Here is a 23,612-nt window from a genome sequence, read left to right on the forward strand (position 1 = left end):
GCGCCGTTCTTCCCGCGTCCGGCTGGCGAATACGCAGAGCTGCTGATCAAGCGCATCCGCGGTTTCGGTTCCAAGGTTTACCTGGTCAACACCGGTTGGACCGGCGGCGGCTACGGCGTCGGCAAACGCTTCAACATCCCGACCACCCGCGCGGTGATCGCAGCGATCCAGAGCGGCGCGCTGATCGGTGCTGACACCGAACACCTCGACACCATCAACCTCGACGTGCCACTGGCCGTACCGGGCGTTGAAACCAACCTGCTCAACCCACGCAACACCTGGGCTGACAAGGCTGCGTACGACGAGGCTGCCAAAGCACTGGCCGGTCTGTTCATCGAGAACTTCAAGAAGTTCGAAGTGAGCGACGCGATCAAGGCTGCCGGGCCGAAGTTGTAAGATTGGTTTGATGTGAATGAAAAAGCCGCCCTTTGGGGCGGCTTTTTTTTGGTCGGCTTTTCATCATGGGGTTCGTTGTCGATTTTTCATCAGCAGTGCAGACAGTGAATGAGTATTCAGCGGGAAGGCTTCTAGACGATCCTCGCTAACGAGTGCCCCATCAAGAACACTCGTCTTTGACGTCGGAATTTTTTTAACTTTTTGGATCTCGCGTTTTAGTTCTCTCGCGGATTTGTTGCTTGAGGAATCGCTGGAGCAGAATAATTGCAAGTGTTTGGTTGATCTGGCAGTTGGGGTCTTATCGGCTCTTTTTGATTGGTCAGGGCCACTGCTGCCGGGCATGCATTATTCGCAGAACTTGCACGCATTCATCTTTAATCATGTAGACGATGATGTAATTAGAAGCTGCAACGATTTCTCGTGTGCCTTCAACCCTGCCCTTTCTGTACAAGGTCGGGCGCTGTCGAGCGACTTCCCCTTTTGATTCGAATATTTCGTCGAGATCGGCCGCTGCAACAGGGTTGTCCTGACTAATGCGATCCATGATTCGGTCTCGGTCGTCATGCGCCTCGGGGCGCCAGACCAACTTCATCAGCGCGCTCGTTGACGGAGAGCATCGCGTTTGGCTGCAAATATTCGGCGACTGTCTTCATCGCTGATGCTCGGCCTTGGGTCATCAATGCTGAGTTGCACCTGACGCTTGAACCATTCCTCATAAGCAGCCGCCTCGTGGGCCTGTTTCATTGCTTCGGCACGATCAGGCCGAGCGTAGGTTTTCAGTTGCTGCGGGTCATAACTAGAGGCATCTACATGGAAGTGGCTGATGCCCAGTCCTTGCAAATAGCTCACCAGCGTTTCAAGCCGCTTGAACAGTCGTACCTGACCACTACGCTGTGCTGCCAGCGAGCATTCTTTTCTTCCCTGCAAAATTTGAATCGACCAGCCACCCGGTTGAGCGACGATATTTGTGCTGCTGACTGACCCGTTTTCAATCAAGCGAGCGAGGGTGCTGTGATCGATAGTTTCAGTGGTCATGAAGATGAGCCCTTGATTGAACAGTGGCTCCCATCGTACGCAATCAATAGTAGTTTGCAAAATTCAACTCCTGCTTTGGACGTTGGTTTTCGAGCATTCATGCTCTCTGGTGTGGGGGATTTTTAAGCCGGAGCTTTCCAGTTGAGCATTTGCTGCTGGGCAACTTGCAGCAGATCACAACCATCCTGCGTCAGCAGATAGAGGGCGTGGGTGATGTGGGGGATGTCTTCGACATCGGCTTGTTTGAAGTTGAGGCAGTAGAGGGTGCGTAGCAGGTCGCTTGATGCGCGTAAGCGTTGGACGGCGCATTCGAGGATGTCTTGGGGGTTGGCTTCTGTGTCGATGATCAGTGGGTTGGTGTCAGTGAGATTGGATTCGAGTGTTCGGTAGCGGTCGGTGGTGAATTGATTCCATGTTTGCATTTTATTGATCCTCAATTGCTTCCGGGAGAAGCCACCACATCGTGACCAAGCGACAGGAGGCGACTGTGTTCGGGTTGGTCAACCGGTGAGGATCGTGCACATACCCGGCACACCCGAAGGTGTCCCAAACACAGTCACCATAAACTGCAGGCAATTGAGTGCCGGCAGCATACAGCGCATGCGTACGCACGATCCATTCGGGTGACCAAGCCCGAGTCGCTGGTTGGCAGCGACAGTCACAACTATAGATTCGCGCCCTCAAATCCCGATAGTCGACGAAGCGGTCTGTCCTTGTAGGAACTGGACGAAGATTGCATCGGACGTTCCTACCGATCCTTCAACGTTTTTCAACGCAAATGCACATACGCAGAAATATCCAGCAAACTCGTCGCCAACCCAGTAGCCGGTTGGTAAATCGGGCCTTTCACAGTCGAGAACGGCACGCCTTTGCTGCCGAGGGAAACATAACGTTCGCCCTGATCCAGTTCGGTGAAGTAGGTGTAGGAATAGTTGTGCATTAATTGATATCTGGCCTCGTCGCGGGCGATGCCATTGGTGAGGTTTTCCAGGTCGGTCTGGGTCAGGTTGAGGGTTTTGTCGAGTGTTGAGCCCCAGCGCTTCAGGCAGATCTCAGCCAGGTGGCGAACGATGCGGCCGGGTTCGGTCAGCACTTTCAGGTCGCTGGCATTGGTCGGCACGCCGCCAGTGGAAGTGGCGTTGCCCGCGAGGGTGGCATGGCGACCGGCCATTGGATAAATGGAGGTTTTGGTGCCGGTGGCGGTCTGCGGGATCACGCAGCTGAAACCTTTGGAGCGCTCGTCGCGGGCGTAGACGCCGACGTACTCTTTGACGTTGTTGCCGAGTTTGACCCGTTGCTCCTGAAAGTTGGCGATGCCCGGCACCGGGTCAATCGCAAAGATGTTCACCGGAATGTTTTGCAGTGCGCTGTCCTTGAGCATCGCGTTGGCCAGCATGTGGCAACTAATGCCGCCACGACTCCAGCCTACCAGGTTAACCGTGGTCGGAATAACGCCATCTCTACGGAAAGTCTTGATGATTTGTTCCTGTAACTTCTGTTGGGTGACGCTGCGGTCGCCGTAGTTATATTTACGCCAGAACCACGAGCCTTCCACTTTTACATCTTCAATGGGAATGCCGGCGGCTTTAAGTCGGTTGTATTCGGATTCGGTCAGTTGTTCACGTTGCCATTCACATTGGCCCTTGATGATGTTCATGGCGTGTTGCACGTTTTCTTCCCAGCCTTTGCCGAACAGTGTGCCGCTGAGGCCGTAGTCCTTGTTTTCGGTGAATAGATCATCGGCCTGCAGGTTGCCGCTGCCGGGGCCGTCGACGACGATCCATTCAGCGAACTCGCGGCCTGTATGGTGAGAGGCGAGGGTGGAAACCAGTTCGCCGTCCCAGAAGTTTTCATGTTGGGTATCGAACTTGTTAGAACCTGTGCCGCAAAAAAATATAGTGACGACTGTCATGATGTTGGCCTTGTTGGTGATAAGAGCCAACAAGTTAGTGTGCGTCCCACTCATTAATAAAGCGCTGGGTTGTATCCGGGTTTGTGGTTTTTTATTGAGGACGAGTTATTTAAGTTGCAGCTTGGCAACTTGCAGCAGGTCGCAGCCATCTTGCACCAATAAATAAAGCGCATTGACTATGTGCGGAATATCTTTCGCGTCGGCCTGTTTGAAACACATACAGTAAAGTGTTTCCAGCAGATCACTGGCGGCGCGCAAGCGTTGGTCGGCGGCATCGAGCAGATCGCTGTGACTGGCGGCGGTGTCGATCAGCATCACGGGTTTTTCGCTGTAGCAGGTTTTGAGTGGCTGGTAACGGTCGATCATGGTGAGGCTTGTCCTGTTCGAAGACGCTCGGGTCGGCCGACAGAGTGCTTTCAGCCGCGCCGGTCACTATAGAAGGGCGTTGCGCAGCGGGACAAGACGGCCGCAATGGACAGTGTTTGTAGGGGTTTTTCCGGGTTTTACGGATTTTCCCTACGTGATTTTTCGGCATATTCGCGGCAAAACCTCTACGCGGAAAATTCCTACCTGCTTGTCAGGTAATTCGCCGTACACGGCGGCCCGGTGCGCGACAGAATCTGTAGGGCGTTTGCAAACGTCTGACACGCGCTTAAAGGGAAAACGGCGGGCGTGCAGGCTGCTCCCACAGAATTTGCGTGACCGCTGTATCATTCCGAATCGATTTGGCCCCGACCTTTTCTCGACTCGCTGCGATTGCCCGCTAGGCTGTTGGCACGGCAGCGGTCAAAGGAGTGACAGCGAATGCACAACACCCTGGAACAGGTTTTTGGTTATCCACAGTTTCGTCCCGGACAAGAGGCCGCGATCAGCGCAGTGCTGGCCGGGCGCTCGGCGGCGGCGATTTTTCCCACCGGCTCCGGCAAGTCCCTTTGCTATCAAATATCGGCGTTGTTGCTGCCGCACCTGACGCTGGTGGTCTCGCCATTGCTGGCGCTGATGCAGGATCAATTGGCGTTCCTGCAACGCCACGGCATTTCAGCGGGCAGCATTGATTCTGCGCAGAGCCGCGAAGACGCCAATGACGTGATGGCGCGTGCCCGATCGGGTGAACTGAAGATCCTGATGATCTCGGTGGAGCGTTTGAAAAACGAGCGTTTCCGCAACTTTTTGCAGCAGGTGCCGATCTCGCTACTGGTGGTGGACGAGGCGCACTGTATCTCCGAGTGGGGCCACAATTTCCGTCCCGACTACCTCAAGCTGCCGGACTATCAACGGCAGTTCAACATCCCGCAAACCTTACTGCTGACAGCCACCGCGACGCCGAAAGTCATCGTCGATATGCAGAGCAAATTCGCCATCGCTCCAGAGGATGTGGTGACCACCGGTTTCTACCGGCCCAACCTCAATCTGTTGGTGGAACCGGTGCGCGGTCAGGACAAACGTCGGCGTCTGGTGGAGTGGATGAGCGAGCGCCCGGGGCAGCCCAGCATCGTCTACGTGACCTTGCAGAAAACCGCTGAACACATCGCCGAACACCTTGAACGCAACGGCATTCAGGCCGAGGCGTATCACGCCGGTTTGCCCCACGATAAGCGTGAAGGCATCCAGAAACGTTTCATGGCCGGGCAGTCCAATTGCATCGTCGCGACCATCGCGTTCGGCATGGGCATCGATAAGAGTGATATACGCAATGTGGTGCACTTCGACCTGCCCAAATCCATCGAAAACTACAGTCAGGAAATCGGCCGCGCCGGGCGAGACGGGCAGCCCTCGGACTGTCTGGTGCTGGCCAACCGCGACAGCCTCAACGTGCTGGAAAACTTTGTCTACGGCGACACACCGGAGCGTGAAGGCATTCGTTATGTGCTCGACGAACTGAAGGCTTCGGTGCCGGACGGGCAGTGGGAGTTTTTGCTCGGGCCGTTGGCGGATCAAAGCAACATTCGTTCGTTGCCGCTGAAGACATTATTGGTGCAACTGGAGCTGCGTGGCTTGATCGCGCCGCGCTACGCCTATTACGCCGAGTACCGCTTCAAATACCTGGTGGAACCGGACGCATTGCTCTCGCGTTTCGAGGGTGAGCGCAGGGATTTTGTCGCGGCGATTATTCAGACCTCCAATCGCGCACGAACATGGGCGACAGTGAGTTTCGACGCGATGTACGAACAGTATTCAGCCGAGCGTAATCGCGTGGTGACGGCGCTGGATTATTTTCAGGAGAAGGGCTGGGTCGAGCTTGAAAGCAAGCAGATGACCGAGGTCTACAGCCTGCTGCACAGCGACTTTGACAGTGACGTGTTGAGTGGCGAGTTGCACGATTACTTCACTCGACATGAACAGACCGAAGTGGCGCGGATTCACGCGATGCTTGAGGTTTTCGCCACCGAGCGGTGTTTGGGTTATCGACTGGCCGAGTACTTCGGTGACCACGATGCGCCCGAGCGTTGTGGGCATTGTTCGGTGTGTCATGGGCAGGTTGCACGCTTGCCGGCGCCGCCGGAATTGCCGCCTCTTGTGGATAAAAACTTCGCGGCGCTGTGTGGTGATTTTATCCACAGGCATGAACAACACACGGGCAGCGTTCCGACGGCGGAGCGGCTGACACGGTTTTTGTGCGGGATCAGCGTGCCGCTGTTTACCAAGCTCAAGGCGCGGGCGATTCCCGGGTATGCGGCGCTGGAGGAATACCCCTACGCCGAGGTGCGCAGCTGGGCGCAAGATCACCTCTAACCCTTGTAGGAGCTGCCGAAGGCTGCGATCTTTTGATGTTGATTTTTTCAAGATCAAAAGATCGCAGCCTTCGGCAGCTCCTACATGATCAAGACAAGGGCTCTATCCATCCGCTGAATGTCGATCATCACGGTAATAAACTTCAAAAAACGTCGTTGGCTGACTATGGTGAGACCAGTCTTTGGATCGCCAACAAGAGAACAATATGAGCCAGACATCCTTCGATATTCAGCAGGCCGCCGTGATCGGCGCGGGCACCATGGGCCGTGGCATCGTCATGTGCCTGGCCAATGCCGGCGTGACAGTACAGTGGGTAGATAACAACCCACAGATGCTTGAGCAGGCACTCGCCACCGTTGCCGACACCTATGCACACAATGTGCGGCAGGGGCGCATTGATCAGGCCGAGGCTGATGCGCGTATCGCCCGGGTCAGTGCGGCGGCGGATTACGCGGCGATTCGCAATGTCGATCTGGTGATCGAAGCGGTGTACGAGAATCTTGAACTGAAGCAGAAGATCTTCCGTGAGCTGGATGGCTTGCTGAAGCCTGAAGCGCTATTGGCGAGCAATACATCGGCACTGGATATCGATGCGATTGCGGCGGCGACAAAACGTCCGGAACAAGTGCTGGGCCTGCATTTCTTCAGCCCGGCGCACATCATGAAACTGCTGGAAATCGTTCGCGGCGCGCAGACCTCACCAGCAGCTCTGGACGCCGCACTGGCTTTGGGCAAGCGCATGGGCAAAGTCAGCGTGGTCTCGGGCAACTGCCATGGTTTTATCGGCAACCGCATGCTGCATCCGTACGTGTTGGAGGCGCGCAAGATGTTGCTTGAAGGCGCTTATCCACAGCAGGTCGATGCAGCGTTGCAAGGTTTCGGTTTCGCCATGGGGCCGTTTCGCATGTACGACGTGGTCGGTATCGATCTGGAATGGCGCGCGCGCGAGTTGGCCGGCAAGGGCCAGGATGCGCCAGAGGTGCAGGTGGATAATCGCTTGTGCGAAATGGGTCGATTCGGGCAGAAGTCCGGCAACGGTTATTACCATTACGAGCCGGGCAGTCGTCAGGCTGAGCATGATCCTGAGGTCGATGCGCTGGTGTTGCAGGTCAGCGAAGGCTTGGGCTTTCAGCGCCGTGAGATCGGCCCGGAGGAGATTCTCGAGCGCTCCCTGCTGGCATTGGTCAACGAAGGGGCGAAGATTCTCCAGGAAGGTATTGCCGAGTCTGCCCATGACATTGATCTGGTGTATTTGAATGGCTACGGCTTCCCGGCGGACAAGGGCGGGCCGATGGCGTGGGCGGATCAGCAGGGGCTGGCGGATATTCATCAGCGGCTGTTGGCGCTGGAGACGCGGCAGGGCGATCAGTGGAAACCGGCGCGGTTGATTGGTGAGTTGGTGGCGCAGGGGAAGGGGTTTGCTGACCAGTGAGAGATACTCTGCATCGGCCACCGCTATCGCGAGCAGGCTCACTCCTACAGGGAACGCATTCCAATGTAGGAGTGAGCCTGCTCGCGATGGGGGCTACGCGTAGTTCGCTTTAAACTGCTGACCAAACTAAATGGATCATTACCGATGTCCAACCCGATGCCCCAACGCACCGACTACCCGCACCTCCAGCCCATCACCACACGCTGGCACGACAACGACGCCTACGGTCACGTCAACAACGTCACCTACTACAGCTTCTTCGACACAGCCGTGAACACTTACCTGATCCAGGTCGGTGGTCTGGATATCCATGACGGGGAAGTGGTGGGTTTCGTGGTCAGTTCGGCATGCGATTACTTCGCCTCGATCGCGTTCCCGGATCTGATCGAGATCGGATTGCGAGTCGGCAAGTTGGGCAACAGTTCGGTGCAGTACGAACTGGCGGTGTTCAAGGTCGGTGAAAGCGAGGCCTGTGCGGCCGGGCGATTCGTTCATGTGTTTGTGGATCGGGCGAGCAATCAGCCGGTGCCGATTCCGAGCGAATTGCGTCAGGCGCTGGAACGTCTGGTGGTGGGATAAAGCAAAAAGATCGCAGCCTGCGGCAGTTCCTACATTGATTTGTGTAGGAGCTGCCGCAGGCTGCGATCTTTTGATCTACGTGCCGTCAATCAGCAATCAGCGGTGACGATAATACTTGTGATGCTTGCGGTGACCGTAGGCATGACCGCGACCACGGTGGTCGTCGCGGTAGTAGCGACGGTTATCACGACCGCGATCGTAATGACGATCGTCGTCATCGCTCTTGTTGCCCATGTAGTTACCCAACGCACCACCGGCACCGCCACCTGCGGCCGAACCGATCAGGCTGCCAGTGCTGCCGCCGAGGCTGCGACCGACCACGTTACCGCCAGCAGCGCCCAACGCACCGCCAATGGCTGCTTCGCCACGGCTGCGTTTGTCGGCGCCGACTGCGCTACCACCCGCGCCGCCCAAGGCTGCGCCAATGGTGGAACCTGTATTGCCGCCTAAAGACTGACCGACGACCGAGCCAAGAACCCCGCCCAATGCGCCGCCAACACCTGCTTCGGTGGTGCCGCCTGCCGACGCAAAACCACTGACCAGGCCAAGGGACAACAAGAGAATCTGGGAGAACTTCATAGAGGAGCCTCAAAGGGATGACGGCGCCGATCCTGAGGCTGTGTAACAAGCGTGACAATCGAAATCCGACGAATAGCACGACTTGTATACAATTTCGCAAGTTACTGTTTTATATACGGAACTTATCTGTTTTTTGCCGGTCTTTAACTACTTCGGACAGGCCGCTTTTGTAAAAAAGCGGCCTTTTTTGTGGGCGTTCGAAAGGCAAAAAACGAAAAGATCGCAGCCTTCGGCAGCTCCTACACCGATCCCTGTAGGAGCTGCCGAAGGCTGCGATCTTTTGATCTTGTGTTAAGCCGACTTGGCCATGATCAACCCCGTCTCACTCGCCGCTTCCAACCGGATCGCAATGAACTTCGACGTCGGCGTATGGCTGCCATCCCCGGTGCTCTCCAGCGGCACCAGCGGATTCACCTCCGGATAATAAGCCGCTGCCTGCCCCGCCGGAATATCAAACGCCAGCAAGGTAAAGCCTTTCACCCGACGCTCACGACCGTCGTCCCACAGCGACACGATGTCAGCCTTCTGCCCCGGACGGAAGCCCAGGCGAATGATGTCCGCCTCGTTGGCAAACAACACATCGCGCTGGCCCTTCACCCCGCGATAACGGTCATCGAGCCCATAAATCGTCGTGTTGTATTGATCGTGGGAACGCATCGATTGCAGGATCAGATCCGGCAGTTGCCCGGTGGCACGAGTGCGTTCGTGCACCAGATCTTTCGGCAGCAGGTTCGCGCGGAAATTGGCGCGGCCCGACGGCGTGTTCCACTTGCGCGCACCGGCGCTGTTGCCAAGGTAGAAACCGCCCGGGTTCTTCACCTTCTCGTTGAATTCCTTGAAGCCCGGAATGGTGTCGGCGATCAGGTCGCGAATGCGCGCGTAATCGGCCACCAGCCAGTTCCAGTCCACCGGTTTGCTGCCCAGCGTAGCGGCGGCGATGCCGGCGATGATCGACGGCTCCGAGCGCATCAGGTTCGACAGCGGCTGCAACTGGCCGTTGGAGGCGTGAACCATGCTGAACGAGTCTTCCACGGTGACCGCTTGCGGGCCTTCAGTCTGGATGTCGATGTCGGTGCGACCGAGGCACGGCAGGATCAGCGCATCTTTACCGTGAGCCAAGTGGCTGCGGTTGAGCTTGGTGCTGATCTGCACGGTCAGGTCGCAATTGCTCAGCGCTTCGAAAGTGCGCGGGCTGTCCGGCGTCGCTTGAGCGAAGTTGCCGCCCAGACCGATGAATACTTTTGCGCGACCTTCGGCCATCGCATGGATCGCCTCGACCACGTTGTGGCCGTTATGACGCGGCACCTTGAACTGGAAACGACGCTCCAGCGAATCGAGGAACGCCACCGGCGGACGCTCGTTGATGCCCATCGTGCGGTCGCCCTGCACGTTACTGTGACCGCGCACCGGGCACAGGCCGGCGCCCGGTTTGCCGATGTTGCCGCGCAGCAGCATCAGGTTGGCGATTTCCTGAATGGTCGGCACCGAATGGCGGTGCTGGGTGATGCCCATCGCCCAACACATGATTACGTTTTTGCCTTTGGCGTACATGCGCGCGGCTTGCTCGATGTCCACGAGGGTCAGGCCGGACTGTTCGACGATTTGTTCCCACGGCGTGTCATCCACGACCCCGAGATACTCCAGCACGTTGGTGCTGTGTTCATTGAGGAAGTCGTGGTCGAACACCGCTGGCGCGCCAGCCTTCTGCGCATCGCGTTCCCATTGCAGGAGGAATTTGGCCATGCCGCGCAACAGCGCCATGTCGCCGCCGAGTGCCGGACGGAAGTAGGCGGTGTTGGTCGGCTTGTCGCCGTTGGTGAGCATTTCGATCGGGTGCTGCGGGTGCTGGAAACGCTCCAGTCCGCGCTCTTTCAGCGGGTTGATGCACACCACTTGCGCGCCGCGTTTCACCGCTTCACGCAACGGTTCGAGCATGCGTGGATGATTGGTGCCGGGGTTCTGGCCCCAGACGAAAATCGCATCGGCGTGTTCGAAATCATCGAAGGTCACGGTGCCTTTGCCGACGCCGACACTTTGCGCCAACGCCACACCGCTGGCCTCGTGGCACATGTTCGAGCAGTCAGGGAAATTGTTGGTACCGAAGGCGCGCACGAACAACTGGTACAAATAAGCCGCTTCGTTGCTGGCACGACCCGAGGTGTAGAACTCGGCCAGATCCGGGCTCGGCATACTTTGCAGGTGTTTGGCAATCAGCGCGTAGGCGTTGTCCCAACTGATCGGTTTGTAGCGATCAGTTTCGGCGTCGTAGACCATCGGCTCGGTCAGGCGGCCCTGATACTCGAGCCAGTAGTCGCTCTGCTCCAGCAACGATGTGACGCTGTGCTTGGCGAAGAACTTGGCGTCGACGCGGCGCTTGGTCGCTTCCCAGTTCACCGCTTTCGCGCCGTTCTCGCAGAACTTGACCATGCCGCTTTCCGGCGAATCGCCCCACGCGCAACCCGGGCAGTCGAAGCCGCCGTTCTGGTTGGTCTTGAGCATCATGCGCAGGTTTTTCAGGGCGTTGTCGCTGGTCAACCAGGCCTGGGCCACACTGATCAGCGCTCCCCAGCCGCCGGCTGCGCCTTTGTAAGGCTTGTAGCGCGGGACGGGTTTCTGGTCGGCTTGATGATGTTGGCTCACGCTTGATTCTCCATCGCGGGGCTATACACCCGCGGCGCATTTTTCTGCGGCAGGTGGATGAGATTGAGGTTGTGTCGACGGGCCCATTGCACGGCGAGGCCCGTGGGCGCGGACAGGCTGACCAGGGTCTGGATGCCGGCGCGCAACACTTTCTGGATCAATTCGAGGCTGCAACGGCTAGTGACAATTGCCAGTCCGCCTTCGGTGGATATCTTCTGGCGGATCAGTCCGCCGATCAGTTTGTCGAGCGCGTTGTGACGGCCAATATCTTCGCGACCGAGCAGCAGTTCGCCGCTGGCGTTCATGAACACTGCCGCGTGTACCGCGCCGCAGTACTGACCCAAAGGCTGAAACGCACTGATGCGCTGACGCAAACCATCAAGCCATTCAATCGGTGGCAACGGCGCGCCGGGTAGCACTTTCAGATCGGGCAACGCTTGTTCCACCGCTTCGACGCCACACAATCCGCAGCCACTGGTGCCAGCCATTTGCCGACGTTGCTGCTTGAGGTTCCAGAAGGCGCGGTTGGCGATGGTCACTTGCGCGTATTGCGCCGAGCCGGCGCCGGTCAGTTGCAGGTCATAGATGTCGGTCGCGTCTTCGATGATGCCGCTGCCGAGGCTGAAGCCGACGATGAAGTCTTCGAGGTCAGTCGGCGTCACCAGCATCACGGCTTGGCTGATGCCGTTGTAGGCGATCGCCAACGCGACTTCCTCGGCGAGAGCAGTGCTCGCCGACTCTTCGCGGGGAAGATCGCTGTAACTGTAGGTCTGGCTGGCGGCAGGCGCGGGCGTTTCGAGTGCAGGCGCCGCGCAAGTTGGGCGCTTGGCGTTCATGGCATCACCGACGGTTTGATCAACGTTAAGACTAGGCGCGTCAAGTTGTCGCGTCTAATCGCTACTGTCGATGTATTGATAGATGGCGTCGATCAAGGGAGCTTTTGCGTACGCATACGGTTACAGAGTCATTGGTCGGCTCGGAACCGGGTTTGCCTGACGTGGTCTAGGCTTGGGCATCTGGAACCCAAATCAAGGAGTGTGCGCTATGAGTCTTTTGAGCTTTGTGAAAGAAGCGGGAGAGAAGCTGCTGGATCTGCTGACCCCCGGCAACGCCAATGCCAGTGAGCAATTGAAGGATCACATCAATAAGGTCGGGCTGGGCAATCCGAATGTGCAGGCAACGGTGGATGGCGACAAAGTCACCGTGACCGGTGAAGTGGCAAGTCAGGAAGAGAAAGAGAAAATCCTGCTCGCCGTTGGCAATATTGCCGGGGTTGGCAGTGTTGATGATCAGATCACCGTGAGCGGCCCGGTTGTGACGGCTGCGCAGTTTGTTGTGGTCAAGTCGGGTGACACCCTTAGCGCGATCTCGTTGCGTGTGTACGGTGATGCCAACAAGTATCAAAAGATTTTCGATGCCAACAAACCGATGCTCAAGGATGTGAACAAAATCTATCCGGGTCAGACACTGCGTATTCCTGAGTAATCCGCAAACCCTGTAGGAGCTGCCGCAGGCTGCGATCTTTTGATCTTGTTTTTTTTTACAAATCACAGTCAAAAGATCGCAGCCTGCGGCAGCTCCTACAGTGGGGTCACAAGCCTGAGATCAGGTCGTAGTAGTCTTCGACTGCCGCGAATTCGGCCGTGTCTTTCGGGCCTTTGCGGCTGTCGGGTTGTTTGACTGCCAGCAAATGCCCCACCCCAAAATCCCGCGCACTGCGCAGAATCGGCAAGGTGTCGTCGATAAACAGACTGCGTGCCGGATCAAAACCGATATCTGCCTGCAACGCGTCCCAGAACTGCGGGTTTTCCTTGGGGAAACCGTAATCATGCGAGCTGATCAGTCGCTCGAAGTACGGCGCCAGTTCAATCCGTTCCAGCTTCAGCGACAGTGAGTCACGGTGCGCGTTGGTGATCATGATCACCCGTTTCCCGGCGCGTTTTATCGCTTCCAGAAAAGTATCCGCATCGGGGCGCAGGGCGATCAGGTGCGCAGTTTCCTGTTTCAACTCACGCACTGACAGCTTCAGCTCGCTGCTCCAGAAATCCAGGCAATACCACTGCAACTGACCTGCATTGCGTTCGAACAGCGGCTGCAATTCCATCTCGGCCATCGCGCGGCTGACCCCGTGCAGTTCGGCGTAGCGCTGGGGCAGGTGTTCCAGCCAGAAATGGTTGTCGAAGTGCAGATCCAGCAGCGTGCCGTCCATGTCCAGCAGGACGGTATCGATGTCGGACCAGGGTAAAGAGGGCATGGCAACGTCTCGAGCGGTAGAAAGATATCCGACGTAAACAATCGGGAAAGCCGCGTTATAGTAGCGCGTTCACGCCAAGGAGCTTTGCATGCGCCAGAAACCTACCGTACTCGCCCGCGAGATCGTCGCCACCAGTCGTCTGTTTTGCGTCGAAGAACTCAAGCTGCGTTTTTCCAATGGCGTGGAGCGCACCTATGAGCGGCTGGTCGGCAAGGGCGCCGGCTATGGCGCGGTAATGATCGTGGCAATGCTCGATGCCGAGCACGCGGTGCTGATCGAGGAATACTGCGGCGGTACCGATGAGTACGAATTGTCGCTGCCCAAAGGTTTGATCGAGCCGGGCGAAGATGTGCTGGCGGCGGCTGAACGTGAGCTCAAGGAAGAAGCCGGGTTTGGCGCGCGGCAACTGGAACATCTGACCGAGCTGTCGCTGTCGCCCGGTTACATGAGCCAGAAGATTCAGGTGGTGCTGGCCACCGATCTCTACGAAGAGCGGCTGGAGGGCGACGAGCCCGAGCCGATGCGGGTCGACAAGGTCAATCTGCGTGATCTGTCGGCGCTGGCGCAAAATCCGCAATTCTCCGAAGGCCGCGCATTGGCGGCGCTTTATCTGACCCGTGACTTGCTGACGCAGCGTGGGTTCTTTCAGTCGTGAGTGACCTGTCGATGAGTTTCCCCCATCCGTTGATGGCGCCAGTGGTTGAACTGGCATTGCAGGCCGGCGAAGCGATTTTGCCGTTCTGGCGCGCAGGCGTTGAAGTGACGGCTAAATCTGATGATTCACCGGTGACGGCGGCGGATCTGGCGGCGCACCATTTGATTCTGGCCGGGCTGACCGCGCTGGATCCGAGTATTCCGGTGCTGTCTGAAGAAGACGCGAACATTCCTCAAAACGTACGCGCCGGATGGACGCGCTGGTGGTTGGTGGATCCGTTGGATGGCACCAAGGAGTTCATCAGCGGCAGTGAAGAATTTACCGTCAACATTGCGCTGATCGAGAACGGGCGGGTGGTGTTTGGCGTGGTGTCGATGCCGACCAACGGTCGCTTTTACGTCGGTGGCGCGGGGCTTGGCGCGTGGCGTTGCGACAAGGGTGGCGCACCGGTTTCGATTCAGGTGCGGGATGTGCCTGGGCCGGGTGAGGCGTTCACGGTGGTGGCCAGTCGTCGGCATTCCAGTCCTGAGCAAGAGCGTTTGCTGGCGGGCTTGAGCGCCAGCCTCGGTGAACTGCAATTGGCGAACATCGGCAGCTCGCTGAAGTTTTGCCTGCTGGCGGAAGGGGCTGCCGATTGCTATCCGCGACTGGCGCCGACTTCTCAGTGGGACACGGCGGCGGCCCAGGGTGTGCTGGAAGGGGCGGGCGGCGAGGTACTGGATTTACGCGGTGAGGCGTTTTGTTATCCGGCGCGGGAATCGCTGTTGAACGAATTCTTTTTAGCGCTGCCGGCGAAGGCTGCATGGCGGGCGAGGTTGTTGGAGTTGGCTCGGGTTTAGGATCAAAAGATCGCAGCCTGCGGCAGCTCCTACAGGGATCGGCGTAGGAGCTGCCGCAGGCTGCGATCTTTTGCTTTAACGGTGCAACACGTATTGCCCGCTAAACGTCACCGCATCGACTTCACTCCCGACATTGACGATCCGCGTCTGCAACACCAACCGCGCCCGCCCATACCGCTGATACATCGCCAAAAACTTCTTCCACACCCGCTCATCAGGCGCCGGGCAAATCGCCGTGGCATCGCCCGTCACCGGCAGCGGATAATTGATCTGCCCTTCCTGAATCACGATGTGCCCGTCGGTGATCCCTTCTTCTTTCAAACGTAAATGCAACCAGCCCCAACCCGCCAGCACCGCGCCGCAATAGAGACTGCCGCCGAACATGGTGCTCTTGTGGTTGACGTTGGGATCGAGCGGCAAATACAAGCTCAATTGCAGCTCGCGCCAGTCGAGCACCCGCAGGCCCATGTCGCGGGTCAGCGGAATGTCGTGATGAAGCACCGACTCCAGATAGTGACTGTCTGTGCTCATTCGTTTTCATCCCCGTGACTGCTGTCGCCGAAGTTCAGACCGTGCTTGCGCAATTTGTCGTGCAAGGTCTTGCGCGGAACACCCAGTGCTTCGGCGAGGCTGCGCACCGAACTGTGCGAGCGCGCCAGTTCGGCGGCAATCAGCGATTTTTCGAAGTGTTCAACTTGTTCGCTTAGCCCGCCTTCGACAACTGCAACGGTCACACCGTCGACACCTTCAACAGCACTGTTATCCAGCGCCAGTTCCAGACCGAGGGCAAAGCGTTCGGCGGCGTTTTGCAGTTCACGCACGTTGCCCGGCCAGGTGTGGCGCAGCAGCAAAGCACGTTGTGCCGGTTGCAATTCATGCGGCGGCAAACCGTGGCGGGCACTGGCTTCGTCGGCGTAATGCTGGAACAGCATCAGCGCATCTTCGCCACGTTCGCGCAGCGGCGGAATGCGCAGCGGCGCGACGTTGAGGCGGTAGTACAAGTCGGCGCGGAAACGCCCCTGATCGGCCGCCTGACGCAGGTCTTCCTTGGTCGCGGCGATGACGCGGATGTCCAGCGGGATCAGCTGATTGCCACCGAGTCGCTCGACCACACGCTCTTGGAGCATGCGCAGCAATTTCACCTGCACGTCCATGCTCATGCTTTCGATTTCATCGAGAAACAGCGTGCCGCCATTGGCGAATTCGAACTTGCCGATCCGGCGTTTCTGCGCGCCAGTGAAGGCGCCCGGTTCGTGGCCGAACAGTTCGCTTTCGACCACGGACTCAGCCAATGCGCCGGCGTTGATCGCCACAAACGGCCCGTTGCGTCGGCTCGACAAGTCATGCAGCGCGCGGGCGACGACCTCTTTGCCGGCGCCGGTTTCACCGAGGATCAGCACGTCAGCCTTGGTCGCCGCCAGTGCGCCAATCTGCTCACGCAGGCGCAGCATCGGCGCCGATTGGCCGACCAGTCGCGCGCTCAACTCATTGCGATCGCTGAGGGCCAGACGCAGGCTGCGGTTGTCCAGCACCAATCGGCGCAGGGCTAACGCGCGGCGCACGCTGTCGAGCAGCGCATCGCTGGCGAAAGGTTTTTCGAGAAAGTCGTAAGCGCCGGCGCGCATCGCTTGCACCGCCAGCGGCACATCGCCGTGGCCGGTGATCAACAGCACCGGCAGCTCAGGATCCTGCGCATGCAGTTCGCTGAGCAGTTCCAGCCCGTCCATGCCCGGCATGCGAATGTCGCTGACCACCACGCCGGGCCAGTCACGCTCAAGTTGTGCGGCGAGGCCTTTGGCTTCGGACAGCGGCAGGATTTTCAGGCCGGCCAGATCCAGAGTCTGGCCGAGGGCCTGACGCAGGTGCGGATCGTCGTCGATCAACACCACCTGAATGCGATTGTCGATGGTCATGCACTTCGATCCTCGGACGGTTGCAGGCTGACCCCGGGCGCACCGGCGCGCAGCCGCAGGGTGATCAAGGCGCCGCCTTGCTTGTGGTTGGCGAACGACAGTTCACCGCCGAAGGCGCGCATCAGGGTTTCGCAAATGGCCAAACCCAGACCAAGCCCCTGCGTGCGGGTCTTGGTGGTATAGAACGGCTCGCTGGCGCGGCCGAGGGCTTCCATGCAAAAGCCCGGGCCGTTGTCGCGAATGTACAGATTGACGCCCTCGGCGGTGGATTCGGCACTCAGCCACAATTTGCGCGGCGGGCCTTTTTCGGTGAGCGCGTCGAGGGCGTTGGCCAATAGATTGCCGAGTACTTGGCGCAGACGGGTTTCCCCGGCTTCGACCCATAACGTGGCGGCGGGCAAATCGCGGATCAGCTCGACTTCCATGCTGCGCCGACGTTTGGCCAGCAGTGCCAGCGCATCGTCCAGCGCCGGTTGCAGGGCCACGCTTTCCGGAGCATGACGGTCGCGGCGGGCGAAGGCGCGCAGGTGGGCGATAATCGAGGCCATGCGCCCGGTCAGTTCGCTGATCAATTTGAGGTTGCCGCGCGCGTCGTCGGTGCGCTGATGATCGAGCAGCACTTCGGCGTTTTCCGCGTAGCTGCGGATCGCCGCCAGCGGCTGATTGAGTTCGTGGCTGATGCTTGCCGACATGGTCCCCAGCGCCGACAGTTTGCCGGCCTGCACCAGATCGTCCTGCGCGCGCACCAGCTCTTGCTGTGCCTGCTCGCGCTCCAGCACTTCCTGTTTCAGGCGCCGGTTGAGGCCTTCGAGATCGCTGGTACGTTCGGCAACACGACCTTCGAGTTCGCGGCGCGCCTTGGCCTCGAAAGCGATGCGCTCCAGATAATGACGGCGACGCTGCATCATCAAACCGAGCAACAACATCACCACCAGCAACGTGGCGCCACCGATGGCCACGACCGTGCGCACCGGGCGATCGATCAGCGTGCGCGGGGCAAGGATGCTGACACTCCAGCCGGTTTCGGCGATGTCGTGGGTCTGGATCAGCCAGGCAGTGGGGCTGAGATTCAGCGGTCGAGGCTCGCGGGTTGGATAAGGCTGGATCGCTGTGATCGCAGAGCGTTCAGCTTCACTCAACTCGCGGGTCGAGCGGAAACGCCATTCCGGCCGCGAGGTGAGAATGACCACGCCGTTGTGGTCGGTCACCAGCAGTTGTTCCGGAGTTTTGCCCCAAAGACTTTCGGTGTGATCGAGATCGACCTTGATCACCAATACGCCGATGATTTTCTCGCCGTTGCGCACGGCGGCGGCGAAGAAGTAACCGCGTTTGGCTGACGTGGTACCGAGCCCGAAAAAGCGCCCCAGACGCCCGGCCATCGCTTCACTGAAATACGGACGGAAGGAGAAATTACGGCCGACAAAACTGTCGTGCTTATCCCAGTTGGAGGCCGCTAGCGTCTGCCCGCTGGTGTCCATCAGGTACATGACCTCGGCGCCGGTTTGCGCGGCGATATTTTTCAGCAGGCGATTGGCGTTGCCTTGGGTGACGCCATCGTCCGGCGCGCCGAGGACAGAGCGCAGCGCGGGCAGATCACCGAGGATCTGCGGCAACACTTCGTAGCGGTGCAGGGTGCCCAACAGGTTGGCGACGTAGAGGTCGAGGGTCTGACGATTCTGGCCGGCCAGTTCACTGCGGTAATACCGCTCGGCAAGATGTTCCAGCGGCCACAACAGCGGCGCCAGACACAGCGCCAGCAACGCGAGGCTGCGCCAGCGGGGTCTGCGGGGAAGGGTTGGTTTCATGCCGAATGCGCCTGTGGGGAACAGGCGCATTATGCCTAGGCTCAGGCGAAGACGTCAGCGTCCTTGAGGAAAGCTGCAGCCTGATCTTTGGCCGAAAGTTTCGGCTCTTCATTCAACTGCCAATCAATACCCAGCTCCGGGTCGTCCCAGCGAATGCTGCGCTCGGCCGACGGAGTGTAGTAATTGGTGGTCTTGTAGAGGAATTCAGCGAACTCGCTCAGTACCACGAAACCATGGGCGAAACCTTCCGGTACCCACAGTTGACGGTGATTGTCGGCGGACAGGCGTACCGCGACAGATTTGCCGAAGTTCGGCGAGCTGCGGCGGATGTCCACAGCCACGTCCAGCACTTCCCCGACGGTGACGCGAACCAGTTTGCCCTGGGTGTTTTCCAGTTGGTAATGCAGACCCCGAAGTACGCCTTTCTGCGAGCGCGAGTGGTTATCCTGGACAAATTGTGTGTCCAGACCGGTTGCGTCCTGGAACGCCTTCGCATTGAAGCTCTCGTAGAAGAAGCCGCGCTCGTCACCAAAAACCTTGGGTTCGATGATCAGAACACCGGGCAGATCGGTGGTGATGACATTCATGTGAATTTTCCAGTGATGGGTGTGAATGGTCGACATTCTTGCGCAAAGTGCCCGACGGCGCGAGTGCTGGCATGTAAATACTGAGCACGTTGTAACAACTGGAAAGGCTTGCGCATCCTCTGCAGCAATGGCGATATAGGCGCCTAATAAAATTTCAGGGGTTTTTTGCATGCCACTTGCCACGTTGTTTCACCGCGCCAGTTTGCCCAGCCCTCAGGTTTCTGAGGCGCAAGCCCTGCAATGGCTCGCGGAACATTACGGGATCAGTGGCCGGTTAAAAGCCTTGGGCAGCCAGCAGGATCTCAACTTCCGGGTCGACAGTGAGCGCGGCCGCTTTGTGCTGAAAATCTGCCGTGGCGACTATTCGCTGGTGGAGCTGCAAGCCCAGCACGCCGGCCTCAAGTACCTCGCCGAACATTCCGCAGTCAGGGTGCCCAGCGTTATCGTCGCCAACAATGGTCAGGATTTGTTGACCTTGGAATCCGCTGGCGAATCGGTGCACGTGCGCTTGCTCGATTACATCGAAGGCCAGCCGCTGACCGATCTCGACCATTTGGGCACAGAAGTAGTGGCCGGGTTTGGTCGGCTTTGCGGTGAGATGGATTTGGCGCTCGCAGGCTTTGATCATCCGGGCCTTGAGCGCACGTTGCAGTGGGATGCGCGCCACGCCAGCGCGTTGATCAGCCATTTGCTGCCGGTGATCAAGGATCAGCGTCAACGCGCATTGATCGCTGACGCAGCCGAACAGGCTGAGCGCCGCTTGCAGCCGCTGCTCGAGAAGCTGCCGGTGCAGGCGATTCACATGGACATCACCGACGACAACGCGGTGTGGCAGCGCGATGCGCAGCGCCATTGGCAATTGCAGGGCGTCATCGATTTCGGCGACCTGGTGCGCACCTGGCGCATCACCGATTTGTCGGTGACCTGCGCTGCATTGCTGCATCACGCCGGCGGCGATCCGTTTGTGATTCTGCCGGCAGTGCAGGCCTATCACGCGGTCAATTCGTTGCAACACGAAGAGTTGCAGGCACTGTGGCCGCTGATCGTCGCGCGGGCCGCGGTGCTGGTATTAAGTGGCGAGCAGCAGGTCAGTATCGATCCGGCCAACACCTACAGCCGCGACAACCTCACCCACGAGTGGGAAATTTTCCGCGTGGCGACATCGGTGCCGCTGGCGCTGATGGAGGCGGCGATTCTGACGGCGGTCGGTCATTCCCTGCCGGCCATCAATAGCGAAGGTTTTGCCCCGTTGCTGCCGAGTCTGGTCGGGCGCGAATTTGCCTTGATCGATCTTGGCGTCTTGAGCGCGCATTTCGAGGCGGGCAACTGGGAGCAGGAAGGTATCGATCAGCGCCTGCTGACCGAAGCCGCTGCGGCGCATGGTCTGGCGGCGAGCCGTTATGGTCAGTACCGTTTGTCGCGCACGCGCCCTGACAGTGCGGACGAACCAGACACCTTCCCGCTGCACGTCGAATTGCGCGTGCCCATCGGTACCACCGTCGAAGCACCGTTTGCCGGCGTGCTGCATCAAGCGGCGGACGGCGCGTTGCGCCTCGATGGCCCGCAACTCAGTGTACGTCTGTGGGGCGTGACACCTTCGGTGCACAGCGGCGCGGCGCTGGTCAAAGGTCAGGTGCTGGGCTCGGTCAGTGGCCCGCTGTTGGTTCAGCTTTGCCATGGCGCGCAGCTGGAAGCGCCGCTGTTCTGCACGCCAACCCACGCGGCGGCCTGGCAGGCATTGTGTCCGTCGCCAGCCGCGCTGCTGGGGCTGGCCTGCGATGCCGAGCCGGAGCTGGATGGCAAAACCCTGCTTGAACGCCGTGACGCCAGTTTCGCCCGCACGCAAAAACATTATTACGTCGACCCGCCGCGCATCGAACGTGGCTGGCGCAATCACCTGATCGACATGCAGGGCCGCTCCTATCTGGACATGCTCAACAACGTCGCGGTGCTCGGTCACGGTCATCCGCGCATGGCCGCCGTCGCGGCGCGTCAGTGGTCGCTGCTCAATACCAACTCGCGTTTCAACTATGCGGCAGTCGCCGAGTTTTCCGAGCGCTTGCTGAAGCTGGCACCGGAAGGCATGGATCGAGTGTTTCTGGTTAACAGCGGCAGCGAGGCGAATGACTTGGCGATCCGTCTGGCGTGGGCTTACAGCGGCGGTCGCGACATGATCAGCGTGCTGGAGGCTTATCACGGCTGGACGGTCGGCGCCGATGCGGTGTCGACGTCGATTGCCGATAACCCGAAAGCCCTGGAAAGCCGCCCGGACTGGGTGCATCCGGTGCCTGCGCCAAACATGTATCGCGGTGAGTTCCGTGGCGTCGATTCGGCACCGGATTATGTGCGCAGCGTTGAGCATCACCTGGAAAAACTCGCCGAGCAGAAGCGCCAATTGGCCGGGTTTATCTGCGAACCGGTATACGGCAATGCTGGCGGTATCTCGCTGCCGCCGGGTTATCTGAAACAGGTTTATGCCTTGGTGCGCGCGCAGGGCGGGGTGTGCATCGCCGACGAAGTGCAGGTCGGTTATGGGCGTATGGGTAAATTTTTCTGGGGCGTTGAAGAGCAGGGCGTGGTGCCGGACATCATCACCATGGCCAAAGGCATGGGCAACGGCCAGCCACTCGGTGCGGTGATTACTCGCCGGGAGATTGCCGAGGCGCTGGAGGCCGAAGGTTATTTCTTCTCGTCGGCGGGCGGCAGTCCGGTCAGTTGCCAGATCGGCATGGCGGTGCTCGATGTCATGGAAGAAGAAAAACTCTGGGAGAATGCGCAGGTGGTCGGTGGCCACTTCAAGGCGCGGCTCGAAGCGTTGATCGATAAACATCCGCTGGTGGGCGCGGTGCACGGTTCCGGGTTTTATCTGGGGCTTGAGCTGATCCGTAACCGCGAGACGCTGGAAGCGGCGACTGAAGAGACTGCGTTGTTGTGCGATCGCCTGCGCGAGCTGGGGATTTTCATGCAGCCGACGGGGGATGATCTGAACATCCTCAAGATCAAACCACCGATGGTGACGTCGCGTCGCAGTGTCGACTTCTTCGTCGACATGCTTGATCAGGTGCTCACCGAAGGACTCTGACACTCACCCCATGTAGGAGCTGCCGAAGGCTGCGATCTTTTGATCTTGATTTTTAAGAGCAAAATCAAAAGATCGCAGCCTTCGGCAGCTCCTACAGGGTTTCGTTGTTAATTCGATTTGTATCGGTCTTTAATGCGTTGAATTAGACGAAATGCATTTTAGTAGCTTCTAAAGCCGATATTTATCGGCTATAAAGTCGCCATTGCTCCGGCATGGCGTCTCGCTGTCCGGTGCGCGCGTTTTCTTTTCGGTCGAATTGTCGACCGTCAAAGCACTTGCCCGGAGATGATTCATGAGCCGTATCGTTACCGTTGCCGCCACTCAGATGGCCTGTTCGTGGGAGCTGGAAGCCAACCTCGAAATCGCTGAAAGGCTGGTACGCGAAGCCGCCGCCAAAGGTGCGCAGATCATCCTGATTCAGGAGCTGTTCGAGGCGCCGTACTTCTGCCAGAAGCCGAACCCGGACTATCTGCAACTGGCAACGACGGTGGAAGAAAACGTCGCGATCAAACATTTCCAGAAAATCGCCAAAGAGCTGCAAGTGGTGCTGCCGATCAGCTTCTACGAGCTGGCCGGCCGCGCGCGTTTCAATAGCATCGCGATCATCGACGCCGACGGCAGCAACCTCGGGATTTATCGTAAAAGCCACATTCCGGACGGCCCGGGCTATCACGAGAAGTATTACTTCAACCCGGGCGACACCGGTTTCAAAGTGTGGAATACCCGTTACGCGAAAATCGGCGTGGGCATCTGCTGGGATCAGTGGTTCCCGGAAGCCGCGCGGAGCATGGCCCTGCAAGGCGCGGAAATCCTCTTCTATCCAACGGCAATTGGTAGCGAGCCGCACGACAAGACTATTTCGTCGCGCGATCACTGGCAGCGTGTGCAACAGGGCCATGCCGGCGCCAACCTGATGCCGCTGATTGCCAGCAACCGCATCGGCAACGAAGAACAGGACGGCTACGACATCACGTTCTACGGCTCGTCGTTCATCGCCAACCAGTTCGGCGAAAAAGTGCAGGAGCTGAATAAAACCGAAGAAGGTATTCTTGTGCACACTTTCAACCTCGACGAGCTCGAACACATTCGCAGCGCGTGGGGTTCATTCCGTGACCGCCGTCCGAACCTGTACGGCGCGTTGAAAACCCTCGACGGTTCCCTGGAGTCCTGA

At 58.7% G+C, this 23,612-nt stretch carries 22 protein-coding genes; 9 read left to right on the top strand and 13 right to left on the bottom strand.

What is annotated here, in order from left to right:
* Positions 1–396 (top strand): phosphoenolpyruvate carboxykinase (ATP) (locus ACIP66_RS19095; RefSeq protein WP_400649962.1); only part of this gene is annotated, 396 nt, incomplete at its 5' end.
* 319 nt (positions 397–715) lie between these two features.
* Here the strand turns inward: ACIP66_RS19095 and ACIP66_RS19100 are convergent.
* The 5 genes from ACIP66_RS19100 to ACIP66_RS19120 all read right to left on the bottom strand — a co-directional run bounded on the left by ACIP66_RS19100 (position 716) and on the right by ACIP66_RS19120 (position 3,709).
* Positions 716–988 carry a type II toxin-antitoxin system RelE/ParE family toxin gene (locus ACIP66_RS19100; protein WP_400649963.1) on the bottom strand — a complete coding sequence of 91 codons (273 nt, stop codon included), beginning with the start codon at positions 986–988 and terminating at the stop codon, positions 716–718.
* On the bottom strand, positions 988–1,431 hold the full coding sequence (locus ACIP66_RS19105; protein WP_400649965.1) for a hypothetical protein: 444 nt from the start codon (positions 1,429–1,431) through the stop codon (positions 988–990). Before ACIP66_RS19105 ends, ACIP66_RS19100 begins: the two co-directional genes overlap by 1 nt.
* A 122-nt stretch (positions 1,432–1,553) precedes the next feature.
* On the bottom strand, positions 1,554–1,853 hold the full coding sequence (locus tag ACIP66_RS19110; protein WP_400649968.1) for a hypothetical protein: 300 nt from the start codon (positions 1,851–1,853) through the stop codon (positions 1,554–1,556).
* A 347-nt stretch (positions 1,854–2,200) separates the two neighbouring features.
* Entirely contained in the window at positions 2,201–3,343 is a 1,143-nt protein-coding gene (locus ACIP66_RS19115) for a hypothetical protein (RefSeq protein WP_400649971.1), read from the bottom strand.
* Between the two features lie 105 nt (positions 3,344–3,448).
* A complete protein-coding gene (locus ACIP66_RS19120) occupies positions 3,449–3,709 on the bottom strand; it encodes a hypothetical protein (protein WP_053116537.1) in 261 nt (86 codons plus the stop codon).
* A gap of 438 nt (positions 3,710–4,147) precedes the next feature.
* On the opposite strand from ACIP66_RS19120, the gene ACIP66_RS19125 reads away from it, so the two are divergent.
* The 3 genes from ACIP66_RS19125 to ACIP66_RS19135 all read left to right on the top strand — a co-directional run bounded on the left by ACIP66_RS19125 (position 4,148) and on the right by ACIP66_RS19135 (position 8,087).
* Positions 4,148–6,076, top strand: a complete 1,929-nt coding sequence (locus ACIP66_RS19125; RefSeq protein ID WP_400649974.1) for an ATP-dependent DNA helicase RecQ — start codon at positions 4,148–4,150, stop codon at positions 6,074–6,076.
* Between the two features lie 205 nt (positions 6,077–6,281).
* Positions 6,282–7,508 (top strand): 3-hydroxyacyl-CoA dehydrogenase NAD-binding domain-containing protein, encoded by a 1,227-nt coding sequence (locus ACIP66_RS19130; protein ID WP_400649976.1) that lies wholly within the window; start codon positions 6,282–6,284, stop codon positions 7,506–7,508.
* Positions 7,509–7,652: 144 nt separating this feature from the next.
* Entirely contained in the window at positions 7,653–8,087 is a 435-nt protein-coding gene (locus ACIP66_RS19135) for an acyl-CoA thioesterase (protein WP_400649979.1), read from the top strand.
* A gap of 96 nt (positions 8,088–8,183) precedes the next feature.
* Here the strand turns inward: ACIP66_RS19135 and ACIP66_RS19140 are convergent, their stop codons facing one another.
* The 3 genes from ACIP66_RS19140 to fdhD all read right to left on the bottom strand — a co-directional run bounded on the left by ACIP66_RS19140 (position 8,184) and on the right by fdhD (position 12,142).
* Entirely contained in the window at positions 8,184–8,666 is a 483-nt protein-coding gene (locus tag ACIP66_RS19140) for a glycine zipper domain-containing protein (protein ID WP_053116541.1), read from the bottom strand.
* A gap of 291 nt (positions 8,667–8,957) precedes the next feature.
* Positions 8,958–11,306 (bottom strand): FdhF/YdeP family oxidoreductase, encoded by a 2,349-nt coding sequence (locus ACIP66_RS19145; RefSeq protein ID WP_400649982.1) that lies wholly within the window; start codon positions 11,304–11,306, stop codon positions 8,958–8,960.
* Complete coding sequence (fdhD, locus tag ACIP66_RS19150; protein ID WP_212549976.1) at positions 11,303–12,142, bottom strand: formate dehydrogenase accessory sulfurtransferase FdhD; 840 nt, start codon at positions 12,140–12,142, stop codon at positions 11,303–11,305. The genes ACIP66_RS19145 and fdhD overlap by 4 nt, the downstream gene beginning before the upstream one ends.
* A gap of 208 nt (positions 12,143–12,350) precedes the next feature.
* Here fdhD and lysM point away from each other — a divergent pair, with 208 nt between their 5' ends.
* Positions 12,351–12,791 carry a peptidoglycan-binding protein LysM gene (lysM, locus tag ACIP66_RS19155; protein WP_053116544.1) on the top strand — a complete coding sequence of 147 codons (441 nt, stop codon included), beginning with the start codon at positions 12,351–12,353 and terminating at the stop codon, positions 12,789–12,791.
* A 106-nt stretch (positions 12,792–12,897) separates the two neighbouring features.
* On the opposite strand, the gene yrfG is transcribed toward lysM, so the two are convergent.
* Positions 12,898–13,560: a GMP/IMP nucleotidase gene (gene yrfG / locus ACIP66_RS19160; RefSeq protein WP_400649985.1), complete on the bottom strand. Its 663-nt coding sequence runs from the start codon at positions 13,558–13,560 to the stop codon at positions 12,898–12,900.
* A gap of 88 nt (positions 13,561–13,648) precedes the next feature.
* Between yrfG and nudE the strand changes: the two genes are divergently transcribed.
* The gene (gene nudE, locus ACIP66_RS19165) at positions 13,649–14,215 is read left to right on the top strand and encodes an ADP compounds hydrolase NudE (protein ID WP_053116546.1); all 567 of its coding nucleotides are present in this window, start codon (positions 13,649–13,651) and stop codon (positions 14,213–14,215) included.
* Positions 14,216–14,226: 11 nt separating this feature from the next.
* Positions 14,227–15,054 carry a 3'(2'),5'-bisphosphate nucleotidase CysQ gene (gene cysQ / locus ACIP66_RS19170; protein ID WP_400649988.1) on the top strand — a complete coding sequence of 276 codons (828 nt, stop codon included), beginning with the start codon at positions 14,227–14,229 and terminating at the stop codon, positions 15,052–15,054.
* A 75-nt stretch (positions 15,055–15,129) separates the two neighbouring features.
* Here cysQ and ACIP66_RS19175 read toward each other — a convergent pair whose 3' ends face one another.
* From ACIP66_RS19175 to rfbC, 4 genes are read right to left on the bottom strand one after another with little or no spacing between them, the layout of a single operon-like run.
* On the bottom strand, positions 15,130–15,585 hold the full coding sequence (locus ACIP66_RS19175; protein ID WP_400649991.1) for a YiiD C-terminal domain-containing protein: 456 nt from the start codon (positions 15,583–15,585) through the stop codon (positions 15,130–15,132).
* The gene (locus ACIP66_RS19180; RefSeq protein ID WP_212544770.1) at positions 15,582–16,967 is read right to left on the bottom strand and encodes a sigma-54 dependent transcriptional regulator; all 1,386 of its coding nucleotides are present in this window, start codon (positions 16,965–16,967) and stop codon (positions 15,582–15,584) included. The genes ACIP66_RS19175 and ACIP66_RS19180 overlap by 4 nt, the downstream gene beginning before the upstream one ends.
* The gene (locus ACIP66_RS19185; RefSeq protein ID WP_159812021.1) at positions 16,964–18,772 is read right to left on the bottom strand and encodes an ATP-binding protein; all 1,809 of its coding nucleotides are present in this window, start codon (positions 18,770–18,772) and stop codon (positions 16,964–16,966) included. The genes ACIP66_RS19180 and ACIP66_RS19185 overlap by 4 nt, the downstream gene beginning before the upstream one ends.
* Positions 18,773–18,813: 41 nt before the next feature.
* Entirely contained in the window at positions 18,814–19,359 is a 546-nt protein-coding gene (gene rfbC / locus ACIP66_RS19190; protein WP_400649996.1) for a dTDP-4-dehydrorhamnose 3,5-epimerase, read from the bottom strand.
* Positions 19,360–19,528: 169 nt separating this feature from the next.
* Here rfbC and ACIP66_RS19195 point away from each other — a divergent pair, with 169 nt between their 5' ends.
* Both ACIP66_RS19195 and aguB read left to right on the top strand, forming a co-directional pair.
* On the top strand, positions 19,529–22,441 hold the full coding sequence (locus ACIP66_RS19195; RefSeq protein WP_400649999.1) for an aminotransferase: 2,913 nt from the start codon (positions 19,529–19,531) through the stop codon (positions 22,439–22,441).
* 292 nt (positions 22,442–22,733) lie between these two features.
* Entirely contained in the window at positions 22,734–23,612 is an 879-nt protein-coding gene (aguB, locus tag ACIP66_RS19200) for an N-carbamoylputrescine amidase (protein ID WP_400650002.1), read from the top strand.

The sequence above is a fragment of the Pseudomonas sp. NPDC088429 genome (assembly GCF_044753305.1).
Lineage (GTDB): Bacteria > Pseudomonadota > Gammaproteobacteria > Pseudomonadales > Pseudomonadaceae > Aquipseudomonas > Aquipseudomonas rustica.